This is a genomic window from Thalassotalea algicola, from assembly GCF_012932965.1.
Lineage (GTDB): Bacteria > Pseudomonadota > Gammaproteobacteria > Enterobacterales > Alteromonadaceae > Thalassotalea_F > Thalassotalea_F algicola.
The window spans coordinates 55,088-79,857 of sequence record NZ_JABBXH010000006.1; the positions used below are offsets into that span (position 1 = coordinate 55,088).

Here is a 24,770-nt window from a genome sequence, read left to right on the forward strand (position 1 = left end):
TTTATTATTTCCCAGCAGTTTGCTGATATACGCTATGGTAGCTTTGTACCATATGCTCAATACTAAAATTTTCCACGCAATAATCTCGTATCATTGCTTGTTCATCTGACGCTCTTTCTGGCTGGCTCGCATAAATGTTTAACCCGTCAGCTAAAGCAACAACATTGTTTGCATCAACTAAATGCGTTGTCTGGTGCTGCGGGAAAATCAAATCGCTAGTGCCGCCTACATTGGTTGCGACAACAGGCAAACCGCTCGCCATGGCTTCTAGAATGGTATTTGAAATACCCTCCGCCAACGAAGGTAAAACAAAAACATCCATTGCGGCCATAAGTTCCGGTATATCCTTTCTTAGACCAGCAAGCCAAACCACTTGCTGGGCATTATAATCTTCCACCAATCTTTCTAGTTCTGGCATTAGTTCGCCATCACCGACAATAATCAACTTTATTGTGTCTTTATATTTATCTTCCGCAGACCACAGCTTAAGAAATGCTTCTAATAATTGTGTTTGATTCTTAACCGCGGCTAATCTACCTACGGTACCAAAGACTATAGAGCCTTGAGAAGCAAAGTTTTCAGGCAAAACAGCTGGTCTGTTCTCTGTCGAAAACTTCTCAACATTGACACCATTACAAATCTGACTAATTTTCTCTGATCGCACGCCAATTTTGTTATGTAAATATTGCTTAGCTTCACTCGACAATGCAATAAAATGAGATATAAAGGGCTTTAGCAAACGCCTTAGCTTTTGGTACTTAGTATTACTCCCCCCTAAATCATTTATATCCCAACCATGTTCGCCATGTATACGCACTTTCACTCCAGCCATAAACGCTGCCAATTGCGCTTCTAATGGATTCAAATTACGTGAGTGGCATATATCAGGCTTTAATTGACGCAATAACTTCCAACAGCGAAATAGCCAACTGAGTCCATGTCCTGGAGACTTTTCTAAATCATAAATTTTGAAATTTGTGGTTGTTATTCGTTGTAAAAATTCAGCGTCATGATCAGTTATACAGACAATACTGTGAAAATATTGATCTTCAGGTAGATGGTTAATCAAATTAACCATGCCATTTTCTAAGCCTCCAGTAGCAAATGAATATACAACATGCGCGATATGGATTTGATTGGATGACATAAATTACCTAATCGCCTCTAACTGCAATTGTCCAGTACGAGCAATAGATTTAAGCTTTTCTATAGGTTCCGCGCCATCAAATTGTTCAGTAGAAAATGCGAATACTTCAGCGACATCAGCTTGTCCTGATAATAAGCTAAAGGCTTGATAAAGCTTAGTGAACGCTGAGTTAACAAAAGTTAAATCCCCAACTTTATACCAGTAAATTACGCCACGTTCTCTTCCAGCAGTATTTCTTAGCAATAAGAATCTTACTTTACGACTCTCCAGTTCAAAGGTTACCCGCTCTACGACAGTCCATGCATCATGGTTATAAAGCTTATTTGCATGATTAACTAGTTCACCACTATTTTGCTTATTGCCATATTTTGCATAAAAAATCTCTTCGCCTTGCTCGAGTTTCACATGAGCTTTTCTAACTGGCTGTTCGAAATTAATACCCCAATTCGAACTTTCTACATTTTTTAATCCTGCAATATCTATTTGCGGCTCTTCAGGCGCCTGAATTACCGGTAAATTATGTTGAATTGACCAAGTACCAATAAGAAACAAACCAGCTATTAGCCCAGTTGGAAGCACTTTGCTATTAAAATGTTTGCCGGCTTCATTTGAAGTAAACGTTGCCTTATTAGCTTCAGAGTCGACAAATTTACCGCCAACCCAAAACATCAACATGATTACAAAACCGAAAAAGATCCATCCATAGACTAAATGATCGGCACCTGTTGCATACTTCATGTCTGAGTAGTGAGCAATTATCACAATAAGATAAGCTCTAATACCGTTGGCTATAATCGGTAATACAAAAGAAAAAACGATAAAAATAATCTGTTTTTTAAATGAGCTATAACTTAGATAGGCGAATAAGGTACCAACCGCCATCGAAGCAATCAAATAACGAATACCAGAACATGCTACGGCTACTTCAAACAAACCGTTAGGGATTTGAATATATAAACCGTCCCTAAATACTGGAATGCCATGCACTTTCAGTAAGAATACGGTAATCCACGCCGTCACATCTTGCAGTAATGGAATTAAGTTCTCTCCCATCGGCACTGCAAAAAGCAAATAAGCTAAAGGAAATTTATAACGCCAGGTTAATTGGTGTCCTAAACACATCCATAATATCGAAATAAGCGAAAATACCGTAGCCAGCTGCAACAGCACATTAATATCTGCAGCATAAGCGAACAACCAAATAAAACAGCTGCCGAATAAAGGCAATAGTGCTATCGCAGTAGGAGCAGCAACTGCACTTTTAAGAAAAGCTCGATCGCGATAAATTAACCAAAGACTAATAGGTAGAATGAAATAGCCGTGTGCGAAGGTATCAGAGCGACGCCAAATCTCTTCCATAGCCACGACGCCTTGCCAATAGAGCACTAACCATCCGCAAATTAGTAGAGACAGAAAACCAAGAAATCGTGTACTGGTAACTAACATCAATTCGCCTCTCTGTTTTCGTTGAACTCTAATAATTCCTGCAGGGGAGCTAATGTTGATTCCCAAGTGAAGTTATCGAGTATCCACTGACGATTATTTGCGGGAATATCTGAATTAAGCAATTCAACACAGGCATTAGCATATACCGCCGCGTTATCTTCTACTCGTACCGAATGATTTTCCGGAGCATTGATACCTTCCATGGCCATTGATGTGCAAACCACAGGCTTATTAAGTGCCATGGCTTCAAGCACTTTATTCTGAATACCCCGAGCAATTCTTAGTGGCGCAACTACACAGGTAGCTTGTTCAATAAATGGACGCATATCATTTACTCTGCCAGTCACGACAATAGCACTATCTTTTTTTAGGGCTAAAATTTCTTTGCTGGGATTGCCACCAGCAACAACAAACTTAACTTCAGGAACTTTTCTTTTAATATCAGGCCAAACATGTTCAACAAACCAAAGTACTGCATCCACATTGGCCCAGTAATCCATTGCTCCCGTAAAGCTAATAAACGGTGAATTCGGTACCAAAGGTTCTTGATGATACTCTACATCCGGATCGAAAAATTTAACGTCAACACCGTTTAATAAACCTGACACCTTGTCTTGATGCTCTTTGGGTTGACGGTTTTTGAACAAATCTGCTTCATCAGGTGATACAAACAAACTTATATCAAATTGCTGGCAAACCAAATCTTCATATTCAGCTAACTTTTTATACTCTCGATTAAATACGAACTTACTAATACCTGATTTTTTCTCAGCATATTGGCGCCATTTATCTGAATCGACATCAACAAAATCAATTACTCTATGGCACTGGTTAAACGCATCTCCTTGGCAATATTGCGCCATCGAAGAAGAATAAATAAAAACTTTCGCTATAGCTTTGCGTTCAGCTGTTTCACTAACCCAGTTAGCCATCTTTCTATCAAAATAATACGGTAGTGTAATCGCCTTACCTGAAAGAAACGCACTAAGTCCTTTTAACTTAGCGAGGGTTTTATTCTGATTGAGATAAAAAAGCTCTTTGCAATATTTTTTAAGTTCGCCAATATAACGCTCATCATAAGGATCATCGACAAAACAACCTAAATACACGTCAAAATGTTCATTAAGCATTTTTAAAATATTAAATGAACGAATTTTATCGCCTTTATTTGGCGGAAAAGGAATTCGATGACATAAAAATAATAGTGGCTCCTTGCTCATATTTTTCTTCATCAAACTATTATCCTAAATACTTAGATAGGAAGGGCCCTATCCACTGACTGATCGACAAAGGTAACTTTTGCCACATACGAATGAAGAGCTTATATTTTGGGTTATTCGGGCTTAAATTAGGCAAATCTTTAGCATTTACTAAATGGTAGTAATAATGCAGGAGTTCCGGCTGCATCCCCCAATTTTTTTTATACTTATACGGGCCGCTGCCGTTTTTACTACGACCAAAATCATACCATTTACATCCCTTTTCACTCGCATGGCAGAGTACTTGATAATACATGAAGTCGGCACTTTTTAGTGCTCTAGCATTAGCGTCTCCACCACCGTAATATGGTAATACTTGATCATTAAAATAAAAATTCATTACCGCATTAGACAACTTATTGTCTTTGTCTTTAATCGTCGTAATATCTACATCTTGCTGAAAGTGCTTAATTAATGACGCGAAATATTGCTTGGTGAATATAGGTGTACCTAAATTACGATAACTAATCGACAATAAATGATAGAAGTCATCAATGTTATGGTCATGTGAATACAGCAATTCATTTTTTAAAGAGTGACGAATAACAGCGCGTTGTTTCTTCTTAACATTCGCCAGTATATCTTCTGCCGAATCAGCAATTTCGCAACCAAAAGTGCTATGCGCTTGCTTGAGTATAAAGTTATTTTGTTGTTCGTGTCGGTAGCGCAACTCTAAATAATCAACTTGAAGTTGCTCTGCTAACTCACAGGCGTATGCCTCAAGCGCACTTTTTACTTCTTGGTTATCCGCCACAACACCGCCGTAAACACAAAATGGTGTAGAAACCAGCGCATGCCCAAACAAGCTACTTTTAACTTCAACTAAGGGTAAGACCCCAACGATTCCATGCTCATTTTTCGCATATAGAAAATAACAATCGTGACCAAACACCTCATCAACCACTTTTTGCCACGCACTTAAGTGAAAAAAGCTTCCTTCAGAATGACTACGAACATAATCATCCCACTCTTGATGTTCTGAGGTTAACGTACAAATTTCAATACTAATAGACACAACAGCTCTCTCTAACTTCCTTGATTAAAGTACACATCCTGCATAGTAGACCACTGGTAGTCCTGCAATAGCCTTACTATTTTATTCTCCATTCTCGACAAGTTAATGTAATGCCTAAAACGAGATTTAAACGACACACCTTCTACTTTAGGCTGCTCAGGATCTATTTCCCATGGATGGAAGTAAAAACTATAAGGTTGATTTTCCTGAGCAATAAACTTATCAATTCGACGCTTTGAAAAAGCGTAAGGGTACAAGCGAAAGTAACCACCACCACCAATACCCGTATTGGCATCATTTTTTCTCAAGGTAGGGATAGGAATTTCGACTATGCCTTCTTCGCGAATATATTTAAACCTAGGCCAACTAGGTACGCCATAAAGATCATGATGAATAGGGTATGTGCTTGAGCTATATTCAAACCCTATATCTCTAAGTATTTGATATACCCATTGGTTCGATTCATTCACTGAGAAGCTTGGTGCCCTATAGCCTATAATCTCTGTACTACCTGCTGTCTCTAGCAAATCTTTGCTTTTCAATACATCGTCTCGAAATTGTTCAGGAGTCATTGTAAGTGCACGTTGATGGTTATACCCATGGCTGGCTAATTCATGACCTTGCTTCACTATGTCTTGAATTAAATTAGGGCAGGTTTCCGCAACCCACCCCAACACAAAAAATGTACATTTTGCATTATGCTGTTCGAATAACTCTAATAAACGATAGGTATTGCGCTCAACTCTTAACGGAAGGTTGTGCCAATCTTGTTGTTTAAATTGCCCTTCAAATGCCGATACATGAAAATAATCTTCCACGTCCACCGTCATTGCATGCTTGGTAACCTTGTTCACTGAATTATCTGCCCTTACCAAATACGACAATTTCGCAAGTGCGAATTAAAATAAGTAAATCAAGGAAGAAACTGCGGTGTTTGATGTAATATAGGTCATATTTTAATTTTTCTAGCGCGTCTTCTTCAGTAGAGCCGTAGGGGTATTTCAATTGCGCCCAACCAGCTAAGCCTGGTTTAACATTATGACGCTCATTGTAATATGGAATCGTTTTAACCAACGACTGCACAAACTCAGGTCGTTCAGGTCTTGGACCAACAAAGCCCATTTCACCGCACATTACATTATATATCTGTGGTAACTCATCAACACGGTATTTACGTAAAAAGTGGCCAATACGTGTTGTCCTGTCATCATCTTTGGTTGCCCACTTCGCACCATTTTTTTCAGCATCAACTCTCATACTTCTAAATTTAACAATATGAAACGGCTGACCGTCGACACCAACTCGTTCTTGTCGATAGAAAATGGGGGCTGACCAACCATCATCTAATTTAATCATTAATGCAGTAACTAACATGACAGGCCAAGTAATCAGCAGCAGCACAAAGGCAATTAACGCATTGAACAGCCAATCTAAAGCGTTTCTTAAGTAATTATTTGATGCAAAGCCATTCGAATAAATGACCCAACTTGGATAAATTAAATTAACTGCTATCTGACCCGTTTCACGCTCGATAAAGTCAAGAATTTCAGTAACTTCAACTCCTCGAATTTTACAAGCAAACAATTCATCAACGGGTAAGTTATCTCTTCGCTCGTCACTCGCTACAACAATTTCGTCAATGTCATTATCTAGCGCGTAATTCACTAGAGAGCCTTCTAAATCTATTTTTGTTTCTCGTGAAATACCGTCTTCGCTATCGCCACCCATTTTAACAAATGCGTGAACCTTAAACGCTTGCCTGTCAACATCTCTACGCATACGTTTTTCAATAATCGACGCCCGCTCACCTGCCCCCAAAATCAAAACATTTCGTTTATTTAAACCAAACAAATCTAAACTATAGGCGGTGTAACGAATAACAACGATAAGTAGTAAACTTAAAAAGGAAGCTACGCCCAGTATTTCGATAGCTAACGCAAATTGACCATAAAAAGGGTTAATAATAGTGACGATGCTAAAAGCAACCGCTATCGATAAAAGGATACGGCGAAATAACCCGCGAAAGCTTTCTCTTAGCTTTGAGTTGTATAGACCAAGCGCTAAACAAGAAAGTTGCGATATGAGCGCAAAAACTAACGCATAAATGAACATCACATTAGATGGTAATGTCATTTGTTCAACAAAGGAAAGCCAGCCATTAACACTAATCGCTAACAATATACCCGCCATAAAAACGAGCAATTCGAGTAAAACCAATGACTTACTACCAAGTGATAAATCTCGAAACGTACTTGCTGGCATAATGCTATTTTATTCCTTTAATTATCTCCTCACACAGCGTGGGAAAATAAGTGAGCTCTGAGCTTTATTACTTTAACAAAGTTAACTTTATTTTCACACATTTTAAATAAGATGAATCATTTGTTAAAAAGTGTGCAACATTAAAAAAAATACAATACAATCGATTAGCAATAAAACTATAAATACTGGGTATTAAAAGGTATTAACCATGGACAATAGATTTATCCGCGTCATCAAATCAATGACTGTATTAGCTTTTGGCTTATTTTTAGTAGCTTGTAGTTCAGTACCTACATTGCCACAGGCGACATTACACCCATCAAAAACAACAGATATAGATTCGTATCGCTATTTAATCGGCGCTGGCGATTCAGTTAATATTTTCGTTTGGCGTAACCCTGAGGTTTCCGGTACATTCACCGTTCGCCCTGATGGCATGATTACAACATCATTAGTTGAAGATATTCCAGTTTCAGGACGCACACCGACAGAGCTTGCAAGAGAAATAGAGCAAACATTGAGCACTTATTTACGAGACCCTATCGTTACTGTAACAGTAGGTGGATTTGTTGGCCCGTTTAGCGAACAAATCAGAGTAATTGGTGAAGCAACTCAGCCGCAATCTATCAGCTATAAAAAGAATATGACTTTACTAGATGTCATGATTCAAGTTGGCGGCTTAACAGAATTTGCTGACGGCAATGATGCCATTTTGGTTCGCGTTGAAAATGGTCAACAAAAACAATATGAACTAGCTATCGACGATTTATTAAAAGATGGCGAAATAGAAGCGAATGTTGACATGTTACCTGGCGATATCATTATCGTACCAGAAACATGGTTATAAGAATTACAGCGATTGCCTGTTAGTATAGAGGTCAGGAATGCAAGAGTTACTTGAACAGATAGTAGACTATCTAAAAGGAATTTGGATTAAACGTCGCTATATTATTATAGCGACTTGGGCTATCTGTCCGTTAGGTTGGTATTTTGTCGCACAAATGCCTAATGTTTATGAGTCTTCAGCACGAGTGTATGTTGACACACAGTCTTTACTAAGGCCGTTATTGAGAGGTCTAACCGTCGAAACAAATCCAAACACTCAAATTCAGCTAATGGTTAGAACCTTACTAAGTAGGCCGAATTTAGAGCGTATTTCGAGGATGACGGATTTGGATGTGCAGGCTGCAACCACGGAAGAATACGACAAAATAATAGACGAATTAAAGAAAGATATTAAATTCTCACCGCAAGGGCGCGAAAATATCTTCACGATCTCTATTGAAAATAAAGATGCAGAAGTAGCCAAAAATATTGTTCAAGCAACATTAACCGTGTTTATTGAGAATACGCTAGGAGAGACTCGTAGTGATTCTGATGAAGCACAAAAGTTCTTAAATACGCAATTAAGAGACTACGAGAACCGGCTAATTGCAGCAGAAACAAGACTAACAAACTTTAAGCAAAAGTATGGAGACGTATTACTTAGCAATAATGGTGGCTTTTACGCTGCACTTAAGCAAGAACAGACGAAATTAGAAACAGCCCAACTGCAACTCGCTGAAGCAAAAACTCGTCTTGATTCTGCAAAAGCACAATTGGCAGGTGAAGAGCCAGTATTTGGCCTGTTTTCAAGTCGGGTACAAAGTAATAGTAGTGTCACAACGACTTATGATTCTCGTATCCAACAACTTGAACAAAGTATGGATTCATTACTGCTTCGTTATACTGAAAATCACCCTGAAGTCAGAGAGCTGCAAAGAAGGCTTGAAGAGTTGACTACTTTACGCACTAAAGAAATTGAAGAGTATTATGCCTCAGTTCAGTCAAGTGCCAATGAAGATAATACAAGCATAACAAGTGTTGATAAAAACCCTGTTTATCAAGAGCTAAAAATTCAAGCCAATCAATATGAAAATGAAGTGGCCTCTTTAACAGTTAGAGTGAATAACTTTAAAACTCGAGTTACAGAACTCGAAAATAAAGTACATTCATTACCAGAGATAGAAGCCGAATTAACGGCATTGAATCGTGGCTATAGTATTACCAAAGCAAAGTATGAAGAATTACTTGCCCGAAAAGAAACGGCACAACTAGCCCAGCAGGCTGATGAAACCACTGACAAGATTCAGTTTAGAGTCATCGACCCACCAAGAGCAGCTATTCAACCTTCAGGGCCTCCAAGATTTATTTTCTTTGCAGGCATAACCATCCTCGGCATTGGCGTTGGTATCGGCTTATCATTATTAATGAGTCAAATTAGCCCTGTGGTCACTTCAAGCCAACAAATGGCTAGAGTGACTGGTATACCGGTATTTGGTACGGTATCTGCGAATGAAAACCTTGGCCTTCACAATTGGCATAAGAAGAAAACGGCGCTGTTTATGGTTTCCAATTTAATACTTTTAGTTATTTTAATGTTGTTTATCAGCTATTTTGCTTTCCCTGATGCTATTCAGACACCGTTAAAAGGAGTGTTTGGCTAATGAGTACCATAGAAAAAGCATTAGCTAAAAATAAAAAAACATTAGCTAATAAGCCAGAGAGCACGGAAGAGATAAAGCAATCAGCACCTGTTAAGTCTGAGGAACAAACTGTAGTAGTTGAACCTAGTAGTAACTCAGCAGCTAATGAAGCAAAAGCTGAAATTTATATTGATAATGATAAATTAACCGAACGAGGCTTTCTTCATAGCGGCGGTACAGCTCATCATCAGCAAGAAGAGTTTCGACATATCAAACGAAAATTACTGAATAATGCTTTCGGCCCTGCCGCTAAAACGTTGCGACAAAGTAATTTAGTTATGGTCAGTAGTGCAAATCCGAATGAAGGTAAAACTTTTATTTCAATCAATCTCGCGCTGAGTATTGCTTTAGAGCAAGATAAAACAGTTCTGTTGGTTGATGCAGATGTTTTAAGACCCAGCCTACATCGTGAACTTGAATTCGAAAATAACACTGGCCTGTTAGATTATTTATGCGGTAATTCAGATGATGTAGCCGAAATTATCTATCCGACCAATATTCCAAACTTAAGAATTATGCCAGCTGGTAGAGCACACCATCTAACCAATGAATTGTTGGCGAGTGATCGAATGGCGCAGCTATCTAAAGAATTATCTCAGCGATATCCAGATCGTATTGTTGTATTTGATTGCCCGCCACTTTTAGGGGTAACCGAAACACCAGTACTGGCAAGCTTAGTTGGTCAAGCAGTTGTCGTCGCTGAAGAATCTAAGACCAAGCTTGATGATATCAAACGCGCTACATCGCAATTAGACGAAGAACTCGCAGTTGGTTTTGTGCTTAATAAGACAATAAAAACTAGCAAAGATATTTATGGCTATTATGGATATGGCTATGGCCGTAAGAAATAAGTTTCTATTACCAATATTAATAAATTTGTTTATTCAGCCTTTATCTATGGCGGCTGATAACAATATTTCACCCTTTATTAGCGTAGAAGAAATTTTTACCGATAACGTAAACTTAGATAGTTTCGATGAAGAAGATAGCTTTGTTTCAAAAGCCAACGTTGGGCTTCAAGGTGAAATCGACTCAGCGATGGTTGATGCTAAAATAAATGCATATTATTCCCATCTGTTCTTTAGTCATGACAGTGATGAAAACGATGGTCATGAAACGTTAAATACCAACATCAATATTACACCGTGGGAAAAAGGGCCGTCGCTATCATTAACAGGTGCGATTGCCAATGTCCCTCGTAGTAATGGTGAAAACTTTGCCGCAGATTTAATTTCAGGAGATACCGTTCGAACTACCAATTATGGTGCTGGACTAAATTATCAGATTATAAATTCTGATTTTCTCTTTAACTCTTCCATTTCCTATAATGACTCGCGTTCAGATGACGAAGTCGGCGAAAGTAACGGTTATACCACTTCGCTAGGCTTTCAAAATGGTACTAGCCACAGGACAATATTTTGGGATTTAAATGGCAGTTACTCTGACCGAAAAAATAGAGGCCAATCTGCAAGAAGTTACCGAATAGAAGCAAAATTAGGCTTAATTACTAATTGGAAACTCAACCCTTTTATCCGCTATTATGACGAAAGTTATACTGGCTCAATCAGTAATAACTCGCTAGAACAAGGTGAATCTCTAGGGGCTGGCTTTAGATGGCAACCACTATCACTGATGGAAATTGATATTTCCTATAATAACGCAGAAGATCCGGAATTGAGTGACGATTATGTCGCCTTCGATTTTAGCTGGCAGCCAACAACTCGCACGCAAATTGCCGCTAACTATAATCAACGTTTCTTTGGCGACTCTTACGGACTAAATATCAGCCATAGAAATAAGCGCCTTACCAATACCATTAGCTATAACGAGCAAATTCAAGCGTTCCAACGTGATCGCTTTGAAACCTTTGTTGAATCAACAGTATTTTGTCCGTTTAATCAACAAATAACGATTGATGACTGCTTAGACACTCTCGATGGAGTAGACAACCCAGAGCTGTTTTTTGAGGCACCTTTATTGGGTATAAGGGCAATAGAAGATAACCAATTTTCTTTATATAAAACACTTTCTTGGGACTCAGAACTGGCCTTTACGCGTACAACATTTAATTTCAGAGTTTCAGGCAATGAAAGAGAAGAGCTAAATTCTGGCGATACTCAAGAATTTGTCACTGTATCACTAGATGCCAGTCGAAAACTCAGTCCGAGAAGTGACTTAAATTTAGGGTTTCGATTTACACGAAATGATTACTACACTACCAATAATGATACCAACGCTGACCGACAAGACTATTATCGCAGCTACAATATCGGCTATTCCCGTCAGTTAGCTAGATTGCTCTCGCTCGATATTGATGTTCGACATTTAATGCGTACGTCAAACTTTACTAGCCGAGAGTATGACGAAACTCGCGCAACCATTTCCATTAAGAAAGATTTCTAACCATGTATGAGAGTTATTACGGTTTCAAGGAACGTCCGTTTCAACTAAGCCCAGACCCACGCTTTTTCTTTGCTACAAAACATCACCAAAGAGCATTATCTTATTTACAATACGGTCTTGAGCAAAAAGAAGGGTTTATTGTAATAACCGGTCCTATTGGCACTGGTAAAACAACGATTGCACGCAATATGCTTAGCCAAATATCTGATTCTGATATCGTTGCAGCGCAATTAGTAACCACCAAGTTATCTCCTGATGAATTACTCGAATTAGTTATAGCTGAATTTAAAATCAGTTACGAAGGTGAAAGCAAAGCAGACATGCTTAAAGCCATTGAAAGCTTTTTAATCTCACTGCACGAGCAAGGTAAACGAGCGCTACTTTTAGTAGATGAAGCGCAAAACCTACCGGCTGAAACGGTAGAGGAACTTCGTATGTTGTCTAATTTTCAACTCGATAATCAACCGTTAATACAGAGTTTCTTACTTGGCCAAGAAGAATTAAAGGCAATTATTCAGGCGCCTAATATGGAGCAATTTCGTCAACGAATCATTGCCTCTGCCCATTTAAAGCCACTATCTGTTGAAGAAGTTAAAAATTATATTAATCACCGAATTCATCAAGCGGGTCATGAAGATGAAGAGCTTTTCAGCGAAAAAGCCTTTGAGCTTATTCATGAAAAAACATTAGGCGTGCCGCGAAAAATCAATATATTTGTTGATCGGATTTTGCTCTATGGCTTTTTAGAAGAATTAGAAAGTATCGATATTAATGCTATCAATAATGTTGCTGAAGAAATGGGCGCAGAGCTTACAGGTTCGTTAAATAGTAATATAGAAGATGTTACAAGCGATGAAAATAGCCAACGTGTAGTGAACTCAACAGAAAATGTTGAAAATATCAAAGATGTGCTAAGAGAAATTGAAGATATTCTTGAAACTTCAATTAAACAAAAAGTTAAAATGGCTCGTTATGTTGACAAGCTATTGAAACAAAAGAATAAACAGTTCGCTGAAAGCAATATTAATACTGATAAAAAGGTTGAGGATTAATCTTCGACCTTTTTATCAGTTACTATTACTCACAATTAGTCGTTGCGACACTACCAATCATTGATGCTAAAATACCCGTTCTGATAAGTCTGAGCGAAACAACATGTTAGCATTACGTTCTATATTTTATTTTTTACTTTCTCTGCCAATAAAGTTATTGGTGAGGTGTAAAATTGTGCCTGACAATCTAGCTGAAATCGAAGGGGCAGATGCCAAGCAACCTATCTTTTATATTGTCCGCCACCAATCTGCCAGCGATCTACTATCACTGCAAAAAGCATGTAAAGCGCTCGATTTACCAGATCCGCTCAGCCAAGTTGTCATCAACGGACAATCATTTGATCGCACCTTGTGTTTGGAAAAGCCAACATCAATAATTCTTGGCCGCCGTAATAGCAAAACCAAAGCGTTTATTCAGGGTATCAAACTACTCAAATTACATAACCAAGATAAAACGTTAGACGCAAAATTAATTCCAGCTAACCTTATTTGGGGTCGTCGTCCTACGGTTGAAAAAAACAATGCCAATATGGGAACCGTATTGGCCGATCAGGAATCGCCAACGCCTCTGCGAAAGTTTTTCATCGTCTTATTTTTAGGAAGACACACTTTAGTGCGCTTTAGTGATGCACTTTCACTTAGAGTAATGGCGGATGATCATGGCGCCGACCAAGCTACAGCTCGAAAATTACTAAGAGTTGCCCGTTTCCATTTCCATCGCCAAACGATAGCCGCTACCGGTCCTCGTTTAATGCATCGCCAGCAGATGTTTACTGCGTTATTCGCCAACCCATCAATAAAACGCTTAATTGCAGATGAAGTAAAAAGTAAAAAGCTCTCTGAAGAAAAAGTGAAAAAACAAGCGCTAGCCATTATGGATGAAATTGCTGGTGATTATAGAGAGTCGATGATTCGTTTAGGCGAGCGTGCCTTAAATTGGCTTTGGAATAGACTATATAAAGGCATTGAAGTGAACAATGCCAACAAGTTGCGAGAAGTAGCGCAAGACGGCCATGAAATTATCTACGTTCCTTGTCATCGCAGCCATATGGATTACCTCCTACTAACCTATGTAATATTTCATGAGGGCTTAGTAACTCCGCGAATAGCTGCTGGAATTAACCTAAATTTCTGGCCTGCAGGTCCTATTTTCAGAAAAGCCGGTGCTTTTTTTATTCGCAGAAGCTTCCGCGGTAACCGCATGTATTCAACCATATTTCGTGAATACTTAGGATTATTATTCGAAAGAGGGTATTCAGTTAAATATTACACTGAAGGTGGCAGAAGCCGTACCGGCAGAATACTGCAGCCAAAAACCGGCATGATAGCGATGACTATCCAAAGCTTATTGCGAGGCATAGATCGCCCATTAACACTAGTACCAGTCTATATCGGATATGAGCATGTCATGGAAGTTGGCTCTTACCATAAAGAGCTCAGTGGCAGTAAAAAACAAAAAGAATCTATTTTCGGAGTACTCAAAGCCATTAAGAGTCTAAGAAATTATGGTAAAGGCTATGTGAATTTTGGCGAGCCAATCAATATAAACCAATTCCTCAACCAAAATGTGGAAAATTGGAAAGATGCCATTGACCCAATCGATCCACAAAAGCCTAGCTGGTTAACACCTGCGGTGAATGTATTAGCTAATGACGTGATGAAGTCCGTCAACCAGAGCGTGGCATTAAACTCTGTATCATTAGCGGCACTTATTTTGCTCGCGACTGAGAATAAAGCGTTAGCAGAGTCAGAACTCAATGCGCAAATGGCTTTCTTCTTAAATCTTCAAAAACATGCGCCATATAGCGATAACATGACAATGCCAGAAGATGACGTTGACGCTTTAGTAGAGCATATAAAGTCGCTTGGTAAGGTGAATGTTGAGCAAGATAACTTTGGTACCATACTATCGCTTTCTGACACTGCAGCGCTAGAAATGCGTTACTACCGCAATAACATTTTGCATGCTTACATGCTACCGGCGTTTGTGTGTCGAATTTTAGAGCGCAATGCCAAAGTTAATCACCAAGAGCTTATTGGCCATGTACAGCAATTAATTGCGCTAGTAAAAAATGAAATGTTCCTTTGGCAATCAGATGATGACGTTGCCATGCAAGTTGAACAAGTACTTAATGCATTAGTAGAATTTCAGATGGTGAAACAAAGCAAGGCGGGTTTCTGGTCTGTAGTTGAAGATATGTCTGTTAAAGCCAAGTTACGCGAAATGGGCGAATGTGTAGATGAAACACTGCAACGCTTAGCCATTATTACAACGTTATTATCTCGTCTTGCTCCAATCAGTAAAAGTGCACTTGAAGAGCAAGTTATTGCGATTGCTAAACGCTTGTCAAAACTCAATAACATTAACGCACCTGAGTTTGTCGACAAAAAAGCGCAGTCTGCGCTTATCAACGTATTTAAAGAGTTAGGCTACGCCGCTACAGACGAACAAAACTATTTAAATGATACTGCCCAGCTTAGCAACCTAAAGGCGTTAGTGAACAACTTAGTTGATATTGAAGTACTGCAAAGTATCGCTAGGTAACCATAAGAGACTTTAATTAAAAAGCGGCTATAAAGCCGCTTTTTTAATAGCCCCAGTATTCGATAAAAATACCGACAAACACTATCAAGCCAAAATAATGATTATTAAGAAATGCAGAAAAACAAGCTTCTCTTCGGCGGTCTTTTATTAACATTTGTTGATAGCAAAACAGGCCGGCACCTAATACTAAGCTCAGTTGGTAAGGCCAACCAAAAGCCAACATATCCCCAACAGTAAACAAAATTGCTAATACCGACACCTGTAATAAGCCAATGATACGAATATCATGACGACCGAATAATATCGCTGTTGATTTTACACCTATTTGTAAATCATCATCTCGATCAACCATGGCATACATTGTGTCATAGGCAACTGTCCACAATAAGTTCGCCAAAAACAATAACCAGGCGATAGTCGGCACTTGTCCTTGAATTTCCGCGAACGCCATTACCATTCCCCAACTAAACGCCGCCCCTAGTACCACTTGCGGCCAATGCGTAAAACGCTTCATAAAAGGGTAGCTCGAGGCTAAAAATAGTGCGACTACAGCATATTGAATGGTCAACCAACTTAAGTTAACTGCTAGCGCCATTGCCGCGCCAATTAAAAAGCCAAATAACATTAAGGCTTGTTCAGCTGTCATTAAGCCTGAAACAAGCGGCCGCTGTTCCGTACGCTTAACTTGTCCATCAACCTTACGGTCAGCAAAATCGTTAATGACACAGCCTGCGCTGCGCATAATAAAAACCCCTAACGAGAATATCGCTAACAGTAATAAATCAGGAAAACCATCCGAAGCGACCCAAAGTGCCCAAAACGTTGGCCATAACAGTAAATAGGTACCAATAGGCTTATCCATGCGAGTGATAAGTTTAATCGCTAACCATTTTTGTGAGATTGCTGTCACGCCGTTCCCCCTTCTGTTTGATAGGCAAAAGCGTGTGGTAAGAACACTTCAGCGACAGCAAGTGGCTTATCATGAAGGAAAAATATTGAACGACGCCCCCATAATACGTCTGAGGCAGGTAATGTTAGTGCGTTTGCAAGTGCCGCAACGCTAGATTGGGCATCAAATTTTGCAACTGAAAAGTCACCTCGTTTCAAAAAAGGACTATTGAAGATTACTTGCCCTAAAGGCTTAGTGCCCAAATCAGACAAAAACGCTTCATCTCCCGTTAACGTAGCTAAAGGCATTAGGCTGCGAGCGAAAACTTGCGGTACATCATCACAATACAGCAACACTTCTCGCACTATTACTGGTTCACCAACAGGAATATGATCACAAGCATCTTGCTCTATGCATAGTTGTTGCTCTTGGCCAATCACCACAACTTTAAATTCTTTACAATGCGCTTTTAATCGCGCGGTCAGTGATTGCGCATCATAAAGCCAAGAATGCAGCTCTGGGGGTAAATACTCTTCTACTTCGTGCTGCCACTTTGCAGCTAACGTAATAGGAAAATGGTGGCTAAAATCTAACATAACTACTTAGCAAAAATATATTGCAGCAATAATAACAGCCTAGACCTCATTTACACTAGCTTTAGTCAGATTTTTCATTAATGTATAGAATAAATTTTTTCTCATCGCTACCCTTTTTTCTACATAGAGTTACAATAGAAAAATATAGTCTCAATTTTCCAACGTAAAGAAATTAAGATATGAATAAGCTGTTTTTACTTTTATTACTAATGTGTAGTTCACTTACCGTGAAAGCGTCAGATTATGTTTATTATGGGTTTCAACCAGACATAATTACTAACTATGTCGCAGTTAAGAAGAAAATGGGCTATGTGCGTTTAACCGTCGAATTAATGATTGAAGGCGGAAATAACTTAGAAGTTGTTGAACACCATTCACCGCTACTTCGCGACGCAATCATCAACATTATTGGCCAGCAGCCAGAAGAAAAAATCAAATCGATTAATGGCCGCCATGAGATCCAACGAGAGTGCCAAGAACGGATACAAGAATTACTTAAACAAGAAACTGGTGAAACACTAGTTAAAAAATTAATGTTCACACAGTGGTTAGATAACTAACCGCTGTGCTTTTTAGCTAAAATCACGGCAAATAAGCAACCAACCACTAGACCTAATAAATGTGCGGTATTTGCCATATTAACCGGTAAAACATCAACAAATCCTAGTAAAAGCCAAACTAACAAAAAGCCAACTATCGACTTAGATAATGACAACCCCTTATCAGGCATTAACCATCCAGACCACCAAGCAAAACCAACAACAGCATAAACTACACCGGATAAGCCGCCAAAATTCGCGCCTGTCGATAGAAACTGTCCAAAGTTTGAAATGATTGCAGACAACAGGAATAAATGGATAATCGTCGACTTACCGAACAGTTTTTCTATCGAACCACCAAGCTGCCACCACCACATGGTATTAAAAGCAATATGAAGTAAAGAAAAATGCAGAAAAGCTGGACCGATCAGCCGCCATGGTTCATGGAGCAAAGCACTTAAAGACAACTGTTCAAAGAAACTTAGCGGCGGGTAAATACTATGTATAAACCCTAGCTGCGCAGCTATGTATATTAGCCAGCATAAACTAAACACTGTAAGCGTAAAAAAACCAGCATGTGATAAAAACGCGTTGAACATACTGCCAAATGCAGTTGCCGGTAGTTGTGTTACTGCTTCGCCATTTTCCCATGCGGCTTGTTGATATTTTGGGTGATAAGGTTGCACAGCAAATTCTTGAAATAATGCACGTGCTTGGTCAAACTTTTCTTCTTCGACTCGGATCCAAAAACCTTGAGCATCAACTTGGATATCGGCCACGATATTTTGGCTTTTTAAGTAATTAACAAATAGCTCGCCAATTGACTTTTGATCTACCTTAACTAAAGGGTGTAATGGTACTTCCACCGTTATCGCTCTACCTGTTCAGGATAAAGCTGCTGCCATTGCACATAACCACCATCGAGTGAATATACCTCGGTAAAATCTAAGCTATGCAAATATTCAGCCGCTGGTTGACTGGAAATACCATGATAACAACATACGACAGTTGGCTTATCAAAGTCAGCATCTCGTAAAAAATCAGAAATATTATCATTCGTTAAATGAATTGCGCCGGGAATACGCCCTTGGCTAAAGGTATTAGCATCTCGAATATCGACAACAACAAAATGCTCATCAGGAAGTTTTTCAGCCAGCTGTGCTGCATTTAAATGGGTAAAGTTAGATTGCTCAGACATCAATTCATTCTCACTAGTTTAATGCCAGCATTATACGGTGATAGTAAGGAAATTCACTACAAATAAAAAAGGCATGCCATTGCATGCCTTACCAGAAAGGATATTCATTATGTCCAGTCTAAAATCACCTTACCTGATTGACCAGAGCGCATCACATCAAAGCCTTCTTGGAATTGGTCAACATTATATTGGTGCGTAATGATTGGCGTTAAATCTAAGCCCGATTGGATCAAGCTTGCCATTTTATACCAAGTTTCAAACATCTCTCGCCCGTAGATGCCTTTTATAGTTAACCCTTTAAAAATAACTTTACTCCAATCAATCGCCATATCTTGCCCTGGTATGCCAAGCATTGCGATTTTGCCTCCGTTATTCATGTTTTCTAACATATCTTTAAAGGCCACCGGTACCCCTGACATTTCCAAGCCAACATCGAACCCTTCTGTCATTCCAAGCTCTGCCATTACATCACTTAGCTTTTCTTTCGAGACATCAACAGCACGAGTTGCTCCCATTTGCTTAGCTAAATCTAAGCGATATTCGTTGATATCAGTGATGACAACGTGACGAGCGCCGACATGTTTAGCAACAGCAGCAGCCATAATGCCAATTGGTCCCGCACCTGTGATTAAGACATCTTCACCAACGAGATCAAACGATAAAGCGGTATGAACAGCGTTACCAAACGGATCAAATATTGATGCCAATTCATCAGAAATTTCATCTGGCAATTTAAATGCGTTAAACGCTGGGATAACTAAATATTCAGCAAAACAACCGGTGCGATCAACACCTACTCCAACCGTATTGCGACATAAGTGAGTTCGACCACCACGACAATTTCGGCAATGGCCACAAGTAATATGGCCTTCTCCAGAGACGCGATCGCCTATTTCAAAGCCTTTTACTTCTTGACCAATACCGACAACTTCACCAGCATATTCATGACCTACCACCATAGGCACTGGAATTGTTTTTTGCGACCATTCATCCCAGTTATAAATATGAATATCTGTACCACAAATTGCTGTTTTGTTAATTTTGATCAGCAAGTCATTGTGACCAAGCTCTGGCTTTGGTGAGTCGGTCATCCAAATGCCTTCTTTGGCATGTAATTTCGCTAATGATTTCATTTCATTAACCTCTAAAATATTTTTCTCAAGTTTACATTTAGATTATTAACTAAATAACACCTAGTTCTTTACCAATACGTGTAAACGCTTCAATCGCCTTATTCAGCTGCGCTTTTGTGTGAGCTGCAGATATTTGAGTACGTATACGCGCTTGCCCTTTTGGTACCACCGGGAAAGAGAAACCAATAACGTAAATACCTTCTGCGAGTAATTTGTCTGCCATTTGACTCGCTAAAGCAGCATCACCAATCATAACTGGCACAATTGCATGGTCGGCACCAGCACAAGTAAAGCCAGCGGCTTCCATACTGCTTCTAAAGTACGTTTGGTTATCACGTAATGTAGCGCGCAGTTCATCACCTTCAGCAAGTAAATCAATTACACGAATAGACGCTGAAACAATCGCCGGTGCTAATGAGTTAGAGAATAAGTACGGGCGAGAACGTTGTCTTAGCCACTCAACAATTTCTTTTTTACCCGATGTGTAGCCGCCTGACGCGCCCCCCATTGCTTTGCCTAAGGTACCAGTAATGATATCGACACGACCCATCACATCACAAAATTCATGACTACCGCGACCCTTATCACCAACAAAGCCTACTGCATGTGAATCGTCAACCATTACTAATGCATTGTACTTGTCAGCTAAGTCACACACTGCTTTTAAGTTTGCGATAACACCGTCCATTGAAAACACGCCATCAGTCGCGATAAGTTTAAAGCGAGCACCTGCTTCATCAGCTTCTTGTAATCGAGCTTCTAATTCAGCCATGTCATTATTCGCATAGCGGAAGCGTTTAGCTTTACATAAGCGCACGCCGTCAATAATCGATGCGTGGTTTAGTGCATCTGAAATGATGGCATCTTCTGGACCAAGTAAGGTTTCAAATAAACCTGCATTTGCGTCAAAACAAGAAGAATACAAAATCGTATCTTCCATGCCTAAAAAGGTACTTAATTTTTGCTCTAACGTTTTATGGATATCTTGTGTACCACAAATAAAGCGTACCGACGCCATACCAAAACCATGATCATCAAGTCCGGCTTTAGCTGCATCAATTAGTGCAGGATGATTAGCCAAACCTAAGTAGTTATTAGCACAGAAGTTAATAACTTCTTCACCTGAACTTACCGCTATTTCTGCTTGTTGTGCAGTAGTAATAACGCGTTCAGCTTTATATAAGCCTTCAGTTTTAACCTGATCAATTTGATCTTGAATAAACGAATAAAAATTCGATGACATACTTGCCTCGGAGTTCAAAAGTTAAGGTATGGGTAACGCACAGCTACCTAATTTAGTTTTAAGCATTAACCTAGCCTGCGCTTTTTGCAAGTAGGTGCTTAATTTGGCGCTATTTTACGCATTTATCAGGCGAGGTACAGTCCGATCAGTGAAATTAATGAGTGCCAAAGTGAAAACTTTTATTGGCAGCTTCATATAAATAAAATAGCACCTAACGAGCTCGTTCACTTAACCAGTGAGCAATATCTTTGGCAAGCGACGCATTTTTCTTTATTAATTGGGCGTTAGTGTTGTTGCCTTTAAATAACAACATTTTTGACCGAGTGTGACCATTCCACTCAAACAATTCTTTCGTCGTTTGATAGCTAGCAATATGGTAGATCGAACCAATAAAGTAACTAGCAATATCATTTAAGTTTTTATATCGCTCTTTAGCAGCGAAATCCATATCAGGCGTCAATAGCACCATATTAGCCACATACATTTTCTCTGCTGTAGTAATTGCAAAAGTTGCAGAGCAGCCACTCGCTAGCAACGAAATATTGTTTTTATTATCGAGCTTTTCCCGCAAAAAATTATAGGCCAAAAACGTATCTTGTTCCCAATAACTCGTTAATTGAGCCAATTTTTGCTGATACAAGACGATATCTTTGGTTTGACGTTTGATTGTGCTGTGAGAAAACTTAGGTGAAACACTCCTTCCGAAGCCTCTTAAATCGAGAGACAGCACATGATATCCATCATCAGTTAATTGTTGAGCTACAGCTTGGTAAGCTTTTCTATCTGAATGACAATCATGTAACAATAAAAAGCCATCTGATTTCTCTTTACCCGGATAATAATCCGCTTTCAGCGTAAATTTATCTGCAGTGGTTAATGTAATTTCATTTTCTGGGATCTTAGTTTGAATTCCTTCTTCGGCCTGCTGTGCTTGCACAGAAAACGAAAGAAGAACGATATTAAAACAACTAATTAACACCAATCGACAAATGAATAACACAGATATATTCCTAGGAAAAAGCGCTCAGAGCATTCAACATAGCAAAGTCCTTTGTTGAGTTAAATATCAAGCCATTACTTTTATTGCTCAGACAGTTATAATATTGCTCATATTATTCATGTGATTACATTTCGCTTTGGCATTATTTACCTACCGCTTAATACTTTTACTTTTATTGCCTTTAGTTTTGCTTTTGGCGCTGTTGCGATCAATTAACCATCCGGCCTACCGAAAACGACTAGGCGAGCGTCTTGGCTTTATCCCGAGGCACTTCAAACCTAAAGGCATTGTCATTCATGCGGCAAGTGTTGGCGAAGTTTTAGCGTTAAAGCCTTTTATTGAGCAATGTCTGGTCGACTTTGCACAATACTCAATTACGGTTACCACGTTTACCCCTACGGGCTCTGCGCAAGTGCAAAAGCTATTTGGAGATAAAGTACAGCACTGCTATATACCGCTCGATATTTGGCCATGTAGCTATTTATTTTTAAGGCGATTACAGCCTAAAGCCTTGGTCATGATGGAAACGGAATTATGGCCGAACTTAATTGATCAAGCCACACGAGCACAGACCAAGCTACTGTTAGTTAATGGACGTATTTCGAATAAATCTCTCCCACGCTATCAAAAACTTTCAGCATTAATTTCCCCTTGTCTAAAGCAATTTGATCAAGTTTTGGCACAAAGTGAAGATAATGCGGAACGCTTAGTTAAACTCGGCGCATCCCCTACCTCTTGTAGTAGCGCTGGCAATTTAAAATACGACTTAACACTTGGCCGCGACATCAAAAGCAAACAAAAACACTTAGCTGAGTTGCTACCTAATAATCGCCCTATTTGGCTATTAGCCAGCAGCCACAGCGGTGACGAAGAATTAATATTAAGTAGTTATCAAACAATAAAGTCAAAATTACCTAATTGCCTACTCATTATAGTTCCACGTCATCCAGAACGATTCGATAATGTCGCCAAAATCATTTCTCAACACCAATTTAGCTGTCAAAGGCGGAGCACGAATGAGAAGGTTTCAGAAGAGACGCAAGTTTGGCTAATGGACAGCCTTGGTGAGCTAATGGCGGTGTTAGGTCTTACAGATGTAGTCACTATGGGCGGTACATTTTCCAATATTGGTGGTCATAACCCATTAGAACCGGCATTGTTTAAAAAGCCAGTCATCGTCGGCAACGACATGAGTAATTTTACTGAAGTGTATCAACAGTTAAAAAGTATTGGCGGTATAGTTACATTACCTAAGTACAGTGACTCTAACTCACTTAAACAAGCCTTAGCAGAGAAAGTGACCACGCTAATCCAAAATCCTGAATCTGCGCAAACACTAGGCGAGAATGCCTATAAAGTTGTTCTGCAAAATCAAGGGGCCACCCAGCGTTGTATTAACGTATTAACACAGTTATTGAATCGCTAACTCTGGATACTGATCAGCAATTAGTTGTCTCACTTTATCAAGCACTTGCTCGACAGTGATACTATCCATAAGATCTTCACCTTTGGCGCGAATACCCCACGGCAATTTATTCACCGACTTATGATGCTGTTGCTGAATTGCGTGCTGATAATAATTCACCACGTATTGCTGATAAAGGTAAGGTCCTGTACGTTTGGGATTGCTGTGTGCGTATAAACCAACTACCGGTGTTCCGACAGTCACTGCCATATGCGCAGGACCGGTGTCAGGTGCTATCACTATGTGAGCAAGCTTTAAGCAGGCAAGCAACTGTTGAAGACTTGTTTTAGCAACTAAATTTAACACAGGCTCTGGGCAATTAGCTTGAATCATAGATGCTAACTTCTGCTCTAACTCAGTTGGGCCACCACATATAGCTACCTGAAAACCTTTTTGAATTAAATGGTGTGCCACTTCGCCATAGCCGGTTGCATGCCAATTACGTTCAGCTTTACTGGCAGCAGGGCAAATAATAGCTAACGGTTTGTCATTTAGTAATTGTTCACTTGCCCAAAGCTGATCTTGATCGGAAATCGGCATTTGCCACTTAGGAGATATATCTTCTACACCGACGCTTTGCGCAAAAGCCATAAAGCCATCAAGCACATGAGGTTCACTTTGAGCACTTATTTTGTCATTGGTAAATAGCCATTGCCCTTCTTTTGCGCGAAAACTGTCAAAGCCAATTTTCTTCTTAGCTTTTATCATCAAACTCGCGAGGCTGGCTCTCAGAGCGACTTGCATATGTAATAAAACATCAAAATGCTCGTTTGCAAGTGCTTGGCGTAATGCTAAATAACCTTTCAAACCTGCTTTTTTATCAAAAATCACAAAACGTATGTTGGGCAAGCCTTTTAATAGCATGGCTTCTACTTTGCCAATTACCCAAGTAATTTCACAATCAGGGTGCTTTCGCTGAATAGCTTGAACCATAGCTACTGCATGGCAAACATCGCCAATTGCCGATAAACGCAAAATACAGAGTTTTTTTGGAGCAATTAATTGACCCGACATAGAGGAATCACCACAATAAGCAGCTAGCGCTGGCATTTA

General features: G+C 39.4%; 22 protein-coding genes. 8 read left to right on the forward strand and 14 right to left on the reverse strand.

From position 1 onward, the window contains the following. Positions 1-4: 4 nt before the first annotated feature. From HII17_RS16030 to HII17_RS16055, 6 genes are read right to left on the reverse strand one after another with little or no spacing between them, the layout of a single operon-like run. A complete protein-coding gene (locus tag HII17_RS16030; RefSeq protein ID WP_169076387.1) occupies positions 5-1,147 on the reverse strand; it encodes a TIGR03088 family PEP-CTERM/XrtA system glycosyltransferase in 1,143 nt (380 codons plus the stop codon). Between the two features lie 3 nt (positions 1,148-1,150). Next, positions 1,151-2,593, reverse strand: a complete 1,443-nt coding sequence (gene xrtA, locus HII17_RS16035; RefSeq protein WP_169076388.1) for an exosortase A — start codon at positions 2,591-2,593, stop codon at positions 1,151-1,153. Next, positions 2,593-3,825: a TIGR03087 family PEP-CTERM/XrtA system glycosyltransferase gene (locus HII17_RS16040; protein WP_235938890.1), complete on the reverse strand. Its 1,233-nt coding sequence runs from the start codon at positions 3,823-3,825 to the stop codon at positions 2,593-2,595. Before HII17_RS16040 ends, xrtA begins: the two co-directional genes overlap by 1 nt. Before the next feature lie 7 nt (positions 3,826-3,832). Next, positions 3,833-4,867, reverse strand: a complete 1,035-nt coding sequence (locus tag HII17_RS16045) for a FemAB family XrtA/PEP-CTERM system-associated protein (RefSeq protein WP_328824558.1) — start codon at positions 4,865-4,867, stop codon at positions 3,833-3,835. An 11-nt stretch (positions 4,868-4,878) separates the two neighbouring features. Further along, the gene (locus HII17_RS16050; RefSeq protein WP_169076501.1) at positions 4,879-5,697 is read right to left on the reverse strand and encodes an XrtA system polysaccharide deacetylase; all 819 of its coding nucleotides are present in this window, start codon (positions 5,695-5,697) and stop codon (positions 4,879-4,881) included. Between the two features lie 28 nt (positions 5,698-5,725). Next, positions 5,726-7,129 (reverse strand): TIGR03013 family XrtA/PEP-CTERM system glycosyltransferase, encoded by a 1,404-nt coding sequence (locus HII17_RS16055; protein ID WP_169076389.1) that lies wholly within the window; start codon positions 7,127-7,129, stop codon positions 5,726-5,728. 208 nt (positions 7,130-7,337) lie between these two features. Here HII17_RS16055 and HII17_RS16060 point away from each other — a divergent pair, with 208 nt between their 5' ends. From HII17_RS16060 to plsB, 6 genes are all read left to right on the forward strand, one after another. Beyond that, positions 7,338-7,976 (forward strand): XrtA/PEP-CTERM system exopolysaccharide export protein, encoded by a 639-nt coding sequence (locus tag HII17_RS16060; RefSeq protein WP_169076390.1) that lies wholly within the window; start codon positions 7,338-7,340, stop codon positions 7,974-7,976. A gap of 37 nt (positions 7,977-8,013) precedes the next feature. Further along, a complete protein-coding gene (locus HII17_RS16065; RefSeq protein ID WP_169076391.1) occupies positions 8,014-9,615 on the forward strand; it encodes an XrtA system polysaccharide chain length determinant in 1,602 nt (533 codons plus the stop codon). Continuing rightward, complete coding sequence (locus tag HII17_RS16070; RefSeq protein WP_169076392.1) at positions 9,615-10,505, forward strand: XrtA-associated tyrosine autokinase; 891 nt, start codon at positions 9,615-9,617, stop codon at positions 10,503-10,505. Before HII17_RS16065 ends, HII17_RS16070 begins: the two co-directional genes overlap by 1 nt. Then, the gene (locus HII17_RS16075) at positions 10,489-12,057 is read left to right on the forward strand and encodes a TIGR03016 family PEP-CTERM system-associated outer membrane protein (RefSeq protein WP_169076393.1); all 1,569 of its coding nucleotides are present in this window, start codon (positions 10,489-10,491) and stop codon (positions 12,055-12,057) included. The genes HII17_RS16070 and HII17_RS16075 overlap by 17 nt, the downstream gene beginning before the upstream one ends. A gap of 2 nt (positions 12,058-12,059) precedes the next feature. After that, on the forward strand, positions 12,060-13,109 hold the full coding sequence (locus HII17_RS16080) for an XrtA/PEP-CTERM system-associated ATPase (RefSeq protein WP_169076394.1): 1,050 nt from the start codon (positions 12,060-12,062) through the stop codon (positions 13,107-13,109). A 103-nt stretch (positions 13,110-13,212) separates the two neighbouring features. After that, positions 13,213-15,654: a glycerol-3-phosphate 1-O-acyltransferase PlsB gene (plsB, locus tag HII17_RS16085; RefSeq protein ID WP_169076395.1), complete on the forward strand. Its 2,442-nt coding sequence runs from the start codon at positions 13,213-13,215 to the stop codon at positions 15,652-15,654. Positions 15,655-15,697: 43 nt separating this feature from the next. Here plsB and ubiA read toward each other — a convergent pair whose 3' ends face one another. Then, entirely contained in the window at positions 15,698-16,555 is an 858-nt protein-coding gene (gene ubiA, locus HII17_RS16090; protein ID WP_408033893.1) for a 4-hydroxybenzoate octaprenyltransferase, read from the reverse strand. Between the two features lie 5 nt (positions 16,556-16,560). Next, complete coding sequence (locus HII17_RS16095; protein ID WP_169076397.1) at positions 16,561-17,139, reverse strand: chorismate--pyruvate lyase family protein; 579 nt, start codon at positions 17,137-17,139, stop codon at positions 16,561-16,563. A 179-nt stretch (positions 17,140-17,318) separates the two neighbouring features. Between HII17_RS16095 and HII17_RS16100 the strand changes: the two genes are divergently transcribed. Beyond that, positions 17,319-17,699 (forward strand): flagellar basal body-associated protein FliL, encoded by a 381-nt coding sequence (locus tag HII17_RS16100; protein ID WP_169076398.1) that lies wholly within the window; start codon positions 17,319-17,321, stop codon positions 17,697-17,699. Here the strand turns inward: HII17_RS16100 and glpG are convergent. The 5 genes from glpG to HII17_RS16125 all read right to left on the reverse strand — a co-directional run bounded on the left by glpG (position 17,696) and on the right by HII17_RS16125 (position 22,252). Continuing rightward, a complete protein-coding gene (gene glpG / locus HII17_RS16105; protein ID WP_169076399.1) occupies positions 17,696-18,544 on the reverse strand; it encodes a rhomboid family intramembrane serine protease GlpG in 849 nt (282 codons plus the stop codon). The genes HII17_RS16100 and glpG overlap by 4 nt on opposite strands. A gap of 2 nt (positions 18,545-18,546) precedes the next feature. Continuing rightward, the gene (gene glpE / locus HII17_RS16110; protein ID WP_169076400.1) at positions 18,547-18,876 is read right to left on the reverse strand and encodes a thiosulfate sulfurtransferase GlpE; all 330 of its coding nucleotides are present in this window, start codon (positions 18,874-18,876) and stop codon (positions 18,547-18,549) included. 107 nt (positions 18,877-18,983) lie between these two features. Further along, positions 18,984-20,009: an L-threonine 3-dehydrogenase gene (gene tdh / locus HII17_RS16115; RefSeq protein WP_169076401.1), complete on the reverse strand. Its 1,026-nt coding sequence runs from the start codon at positions 20,007-20,009 to the stop codon at positions 18,984-18,986. A 49-nt stretch (positions 20,010-20,058) separates the two neighbouring features. Next, on the reverse strand, positions 20,059-21,252 hold the full coding sequence (locus HII17_RS16120; RefSeq protein ID WP_169076402.1) for a glycine C-acetyltransferase: 1,194 nt from the start codon (positions 21,250-21,252) through the stop codon (positions 20,059-20,061). A gap of 211 nt (positions 21,253-21,463) precedes the next feature. Continuing rightward, complete coding sequence (locus HII17_RS16125; RefSeq protein ID WP_169076403.1) at positions 21,464-22,252, reverse strand: alpha/beta hydrolase; 789 nt, start codon at positions 22,250-22,252, stop codon at positions 21,464-21,466. A 202-nt stretch (positions 22,253-22,454) separates the two neighbouring features. Between HII17_RS16125 and HII17_RS16130 the strand changes: the two genes are divergently transcribed. Continuing rightward, positions 22,455-23,678, forward strand: a complete 1,224-nt coding sequence (locus HII17_RS16130) for a 3-deoxy-D-manno-octulosonic acid transferase (protein WP_235938874.1) — start codon at positions 22,455-22,457, stop codon at positions 23,676-23,678. Here the strand turns inward: HII17_RS16130 and HII17_RS16135 are convergent. Next, positions 23,664-24,731 carry a glycosyltransferase family 9 protein gene (locus HII17_RS16135; protein ID WP_169076405.1) on the reverse strand — a complete coding sequence of 356 codons (1,068 nt, stop codon included), beginning with the start codon at positions 24,729-24,731 and terminating at the stop codon, positions 23,664-23,666. The genes HII17_RS16130 and HII17_RS16135 overlap by 15 nt on opposite strands. Positions 24,732-24,770 lie beyond the last annotated feature (39 nt).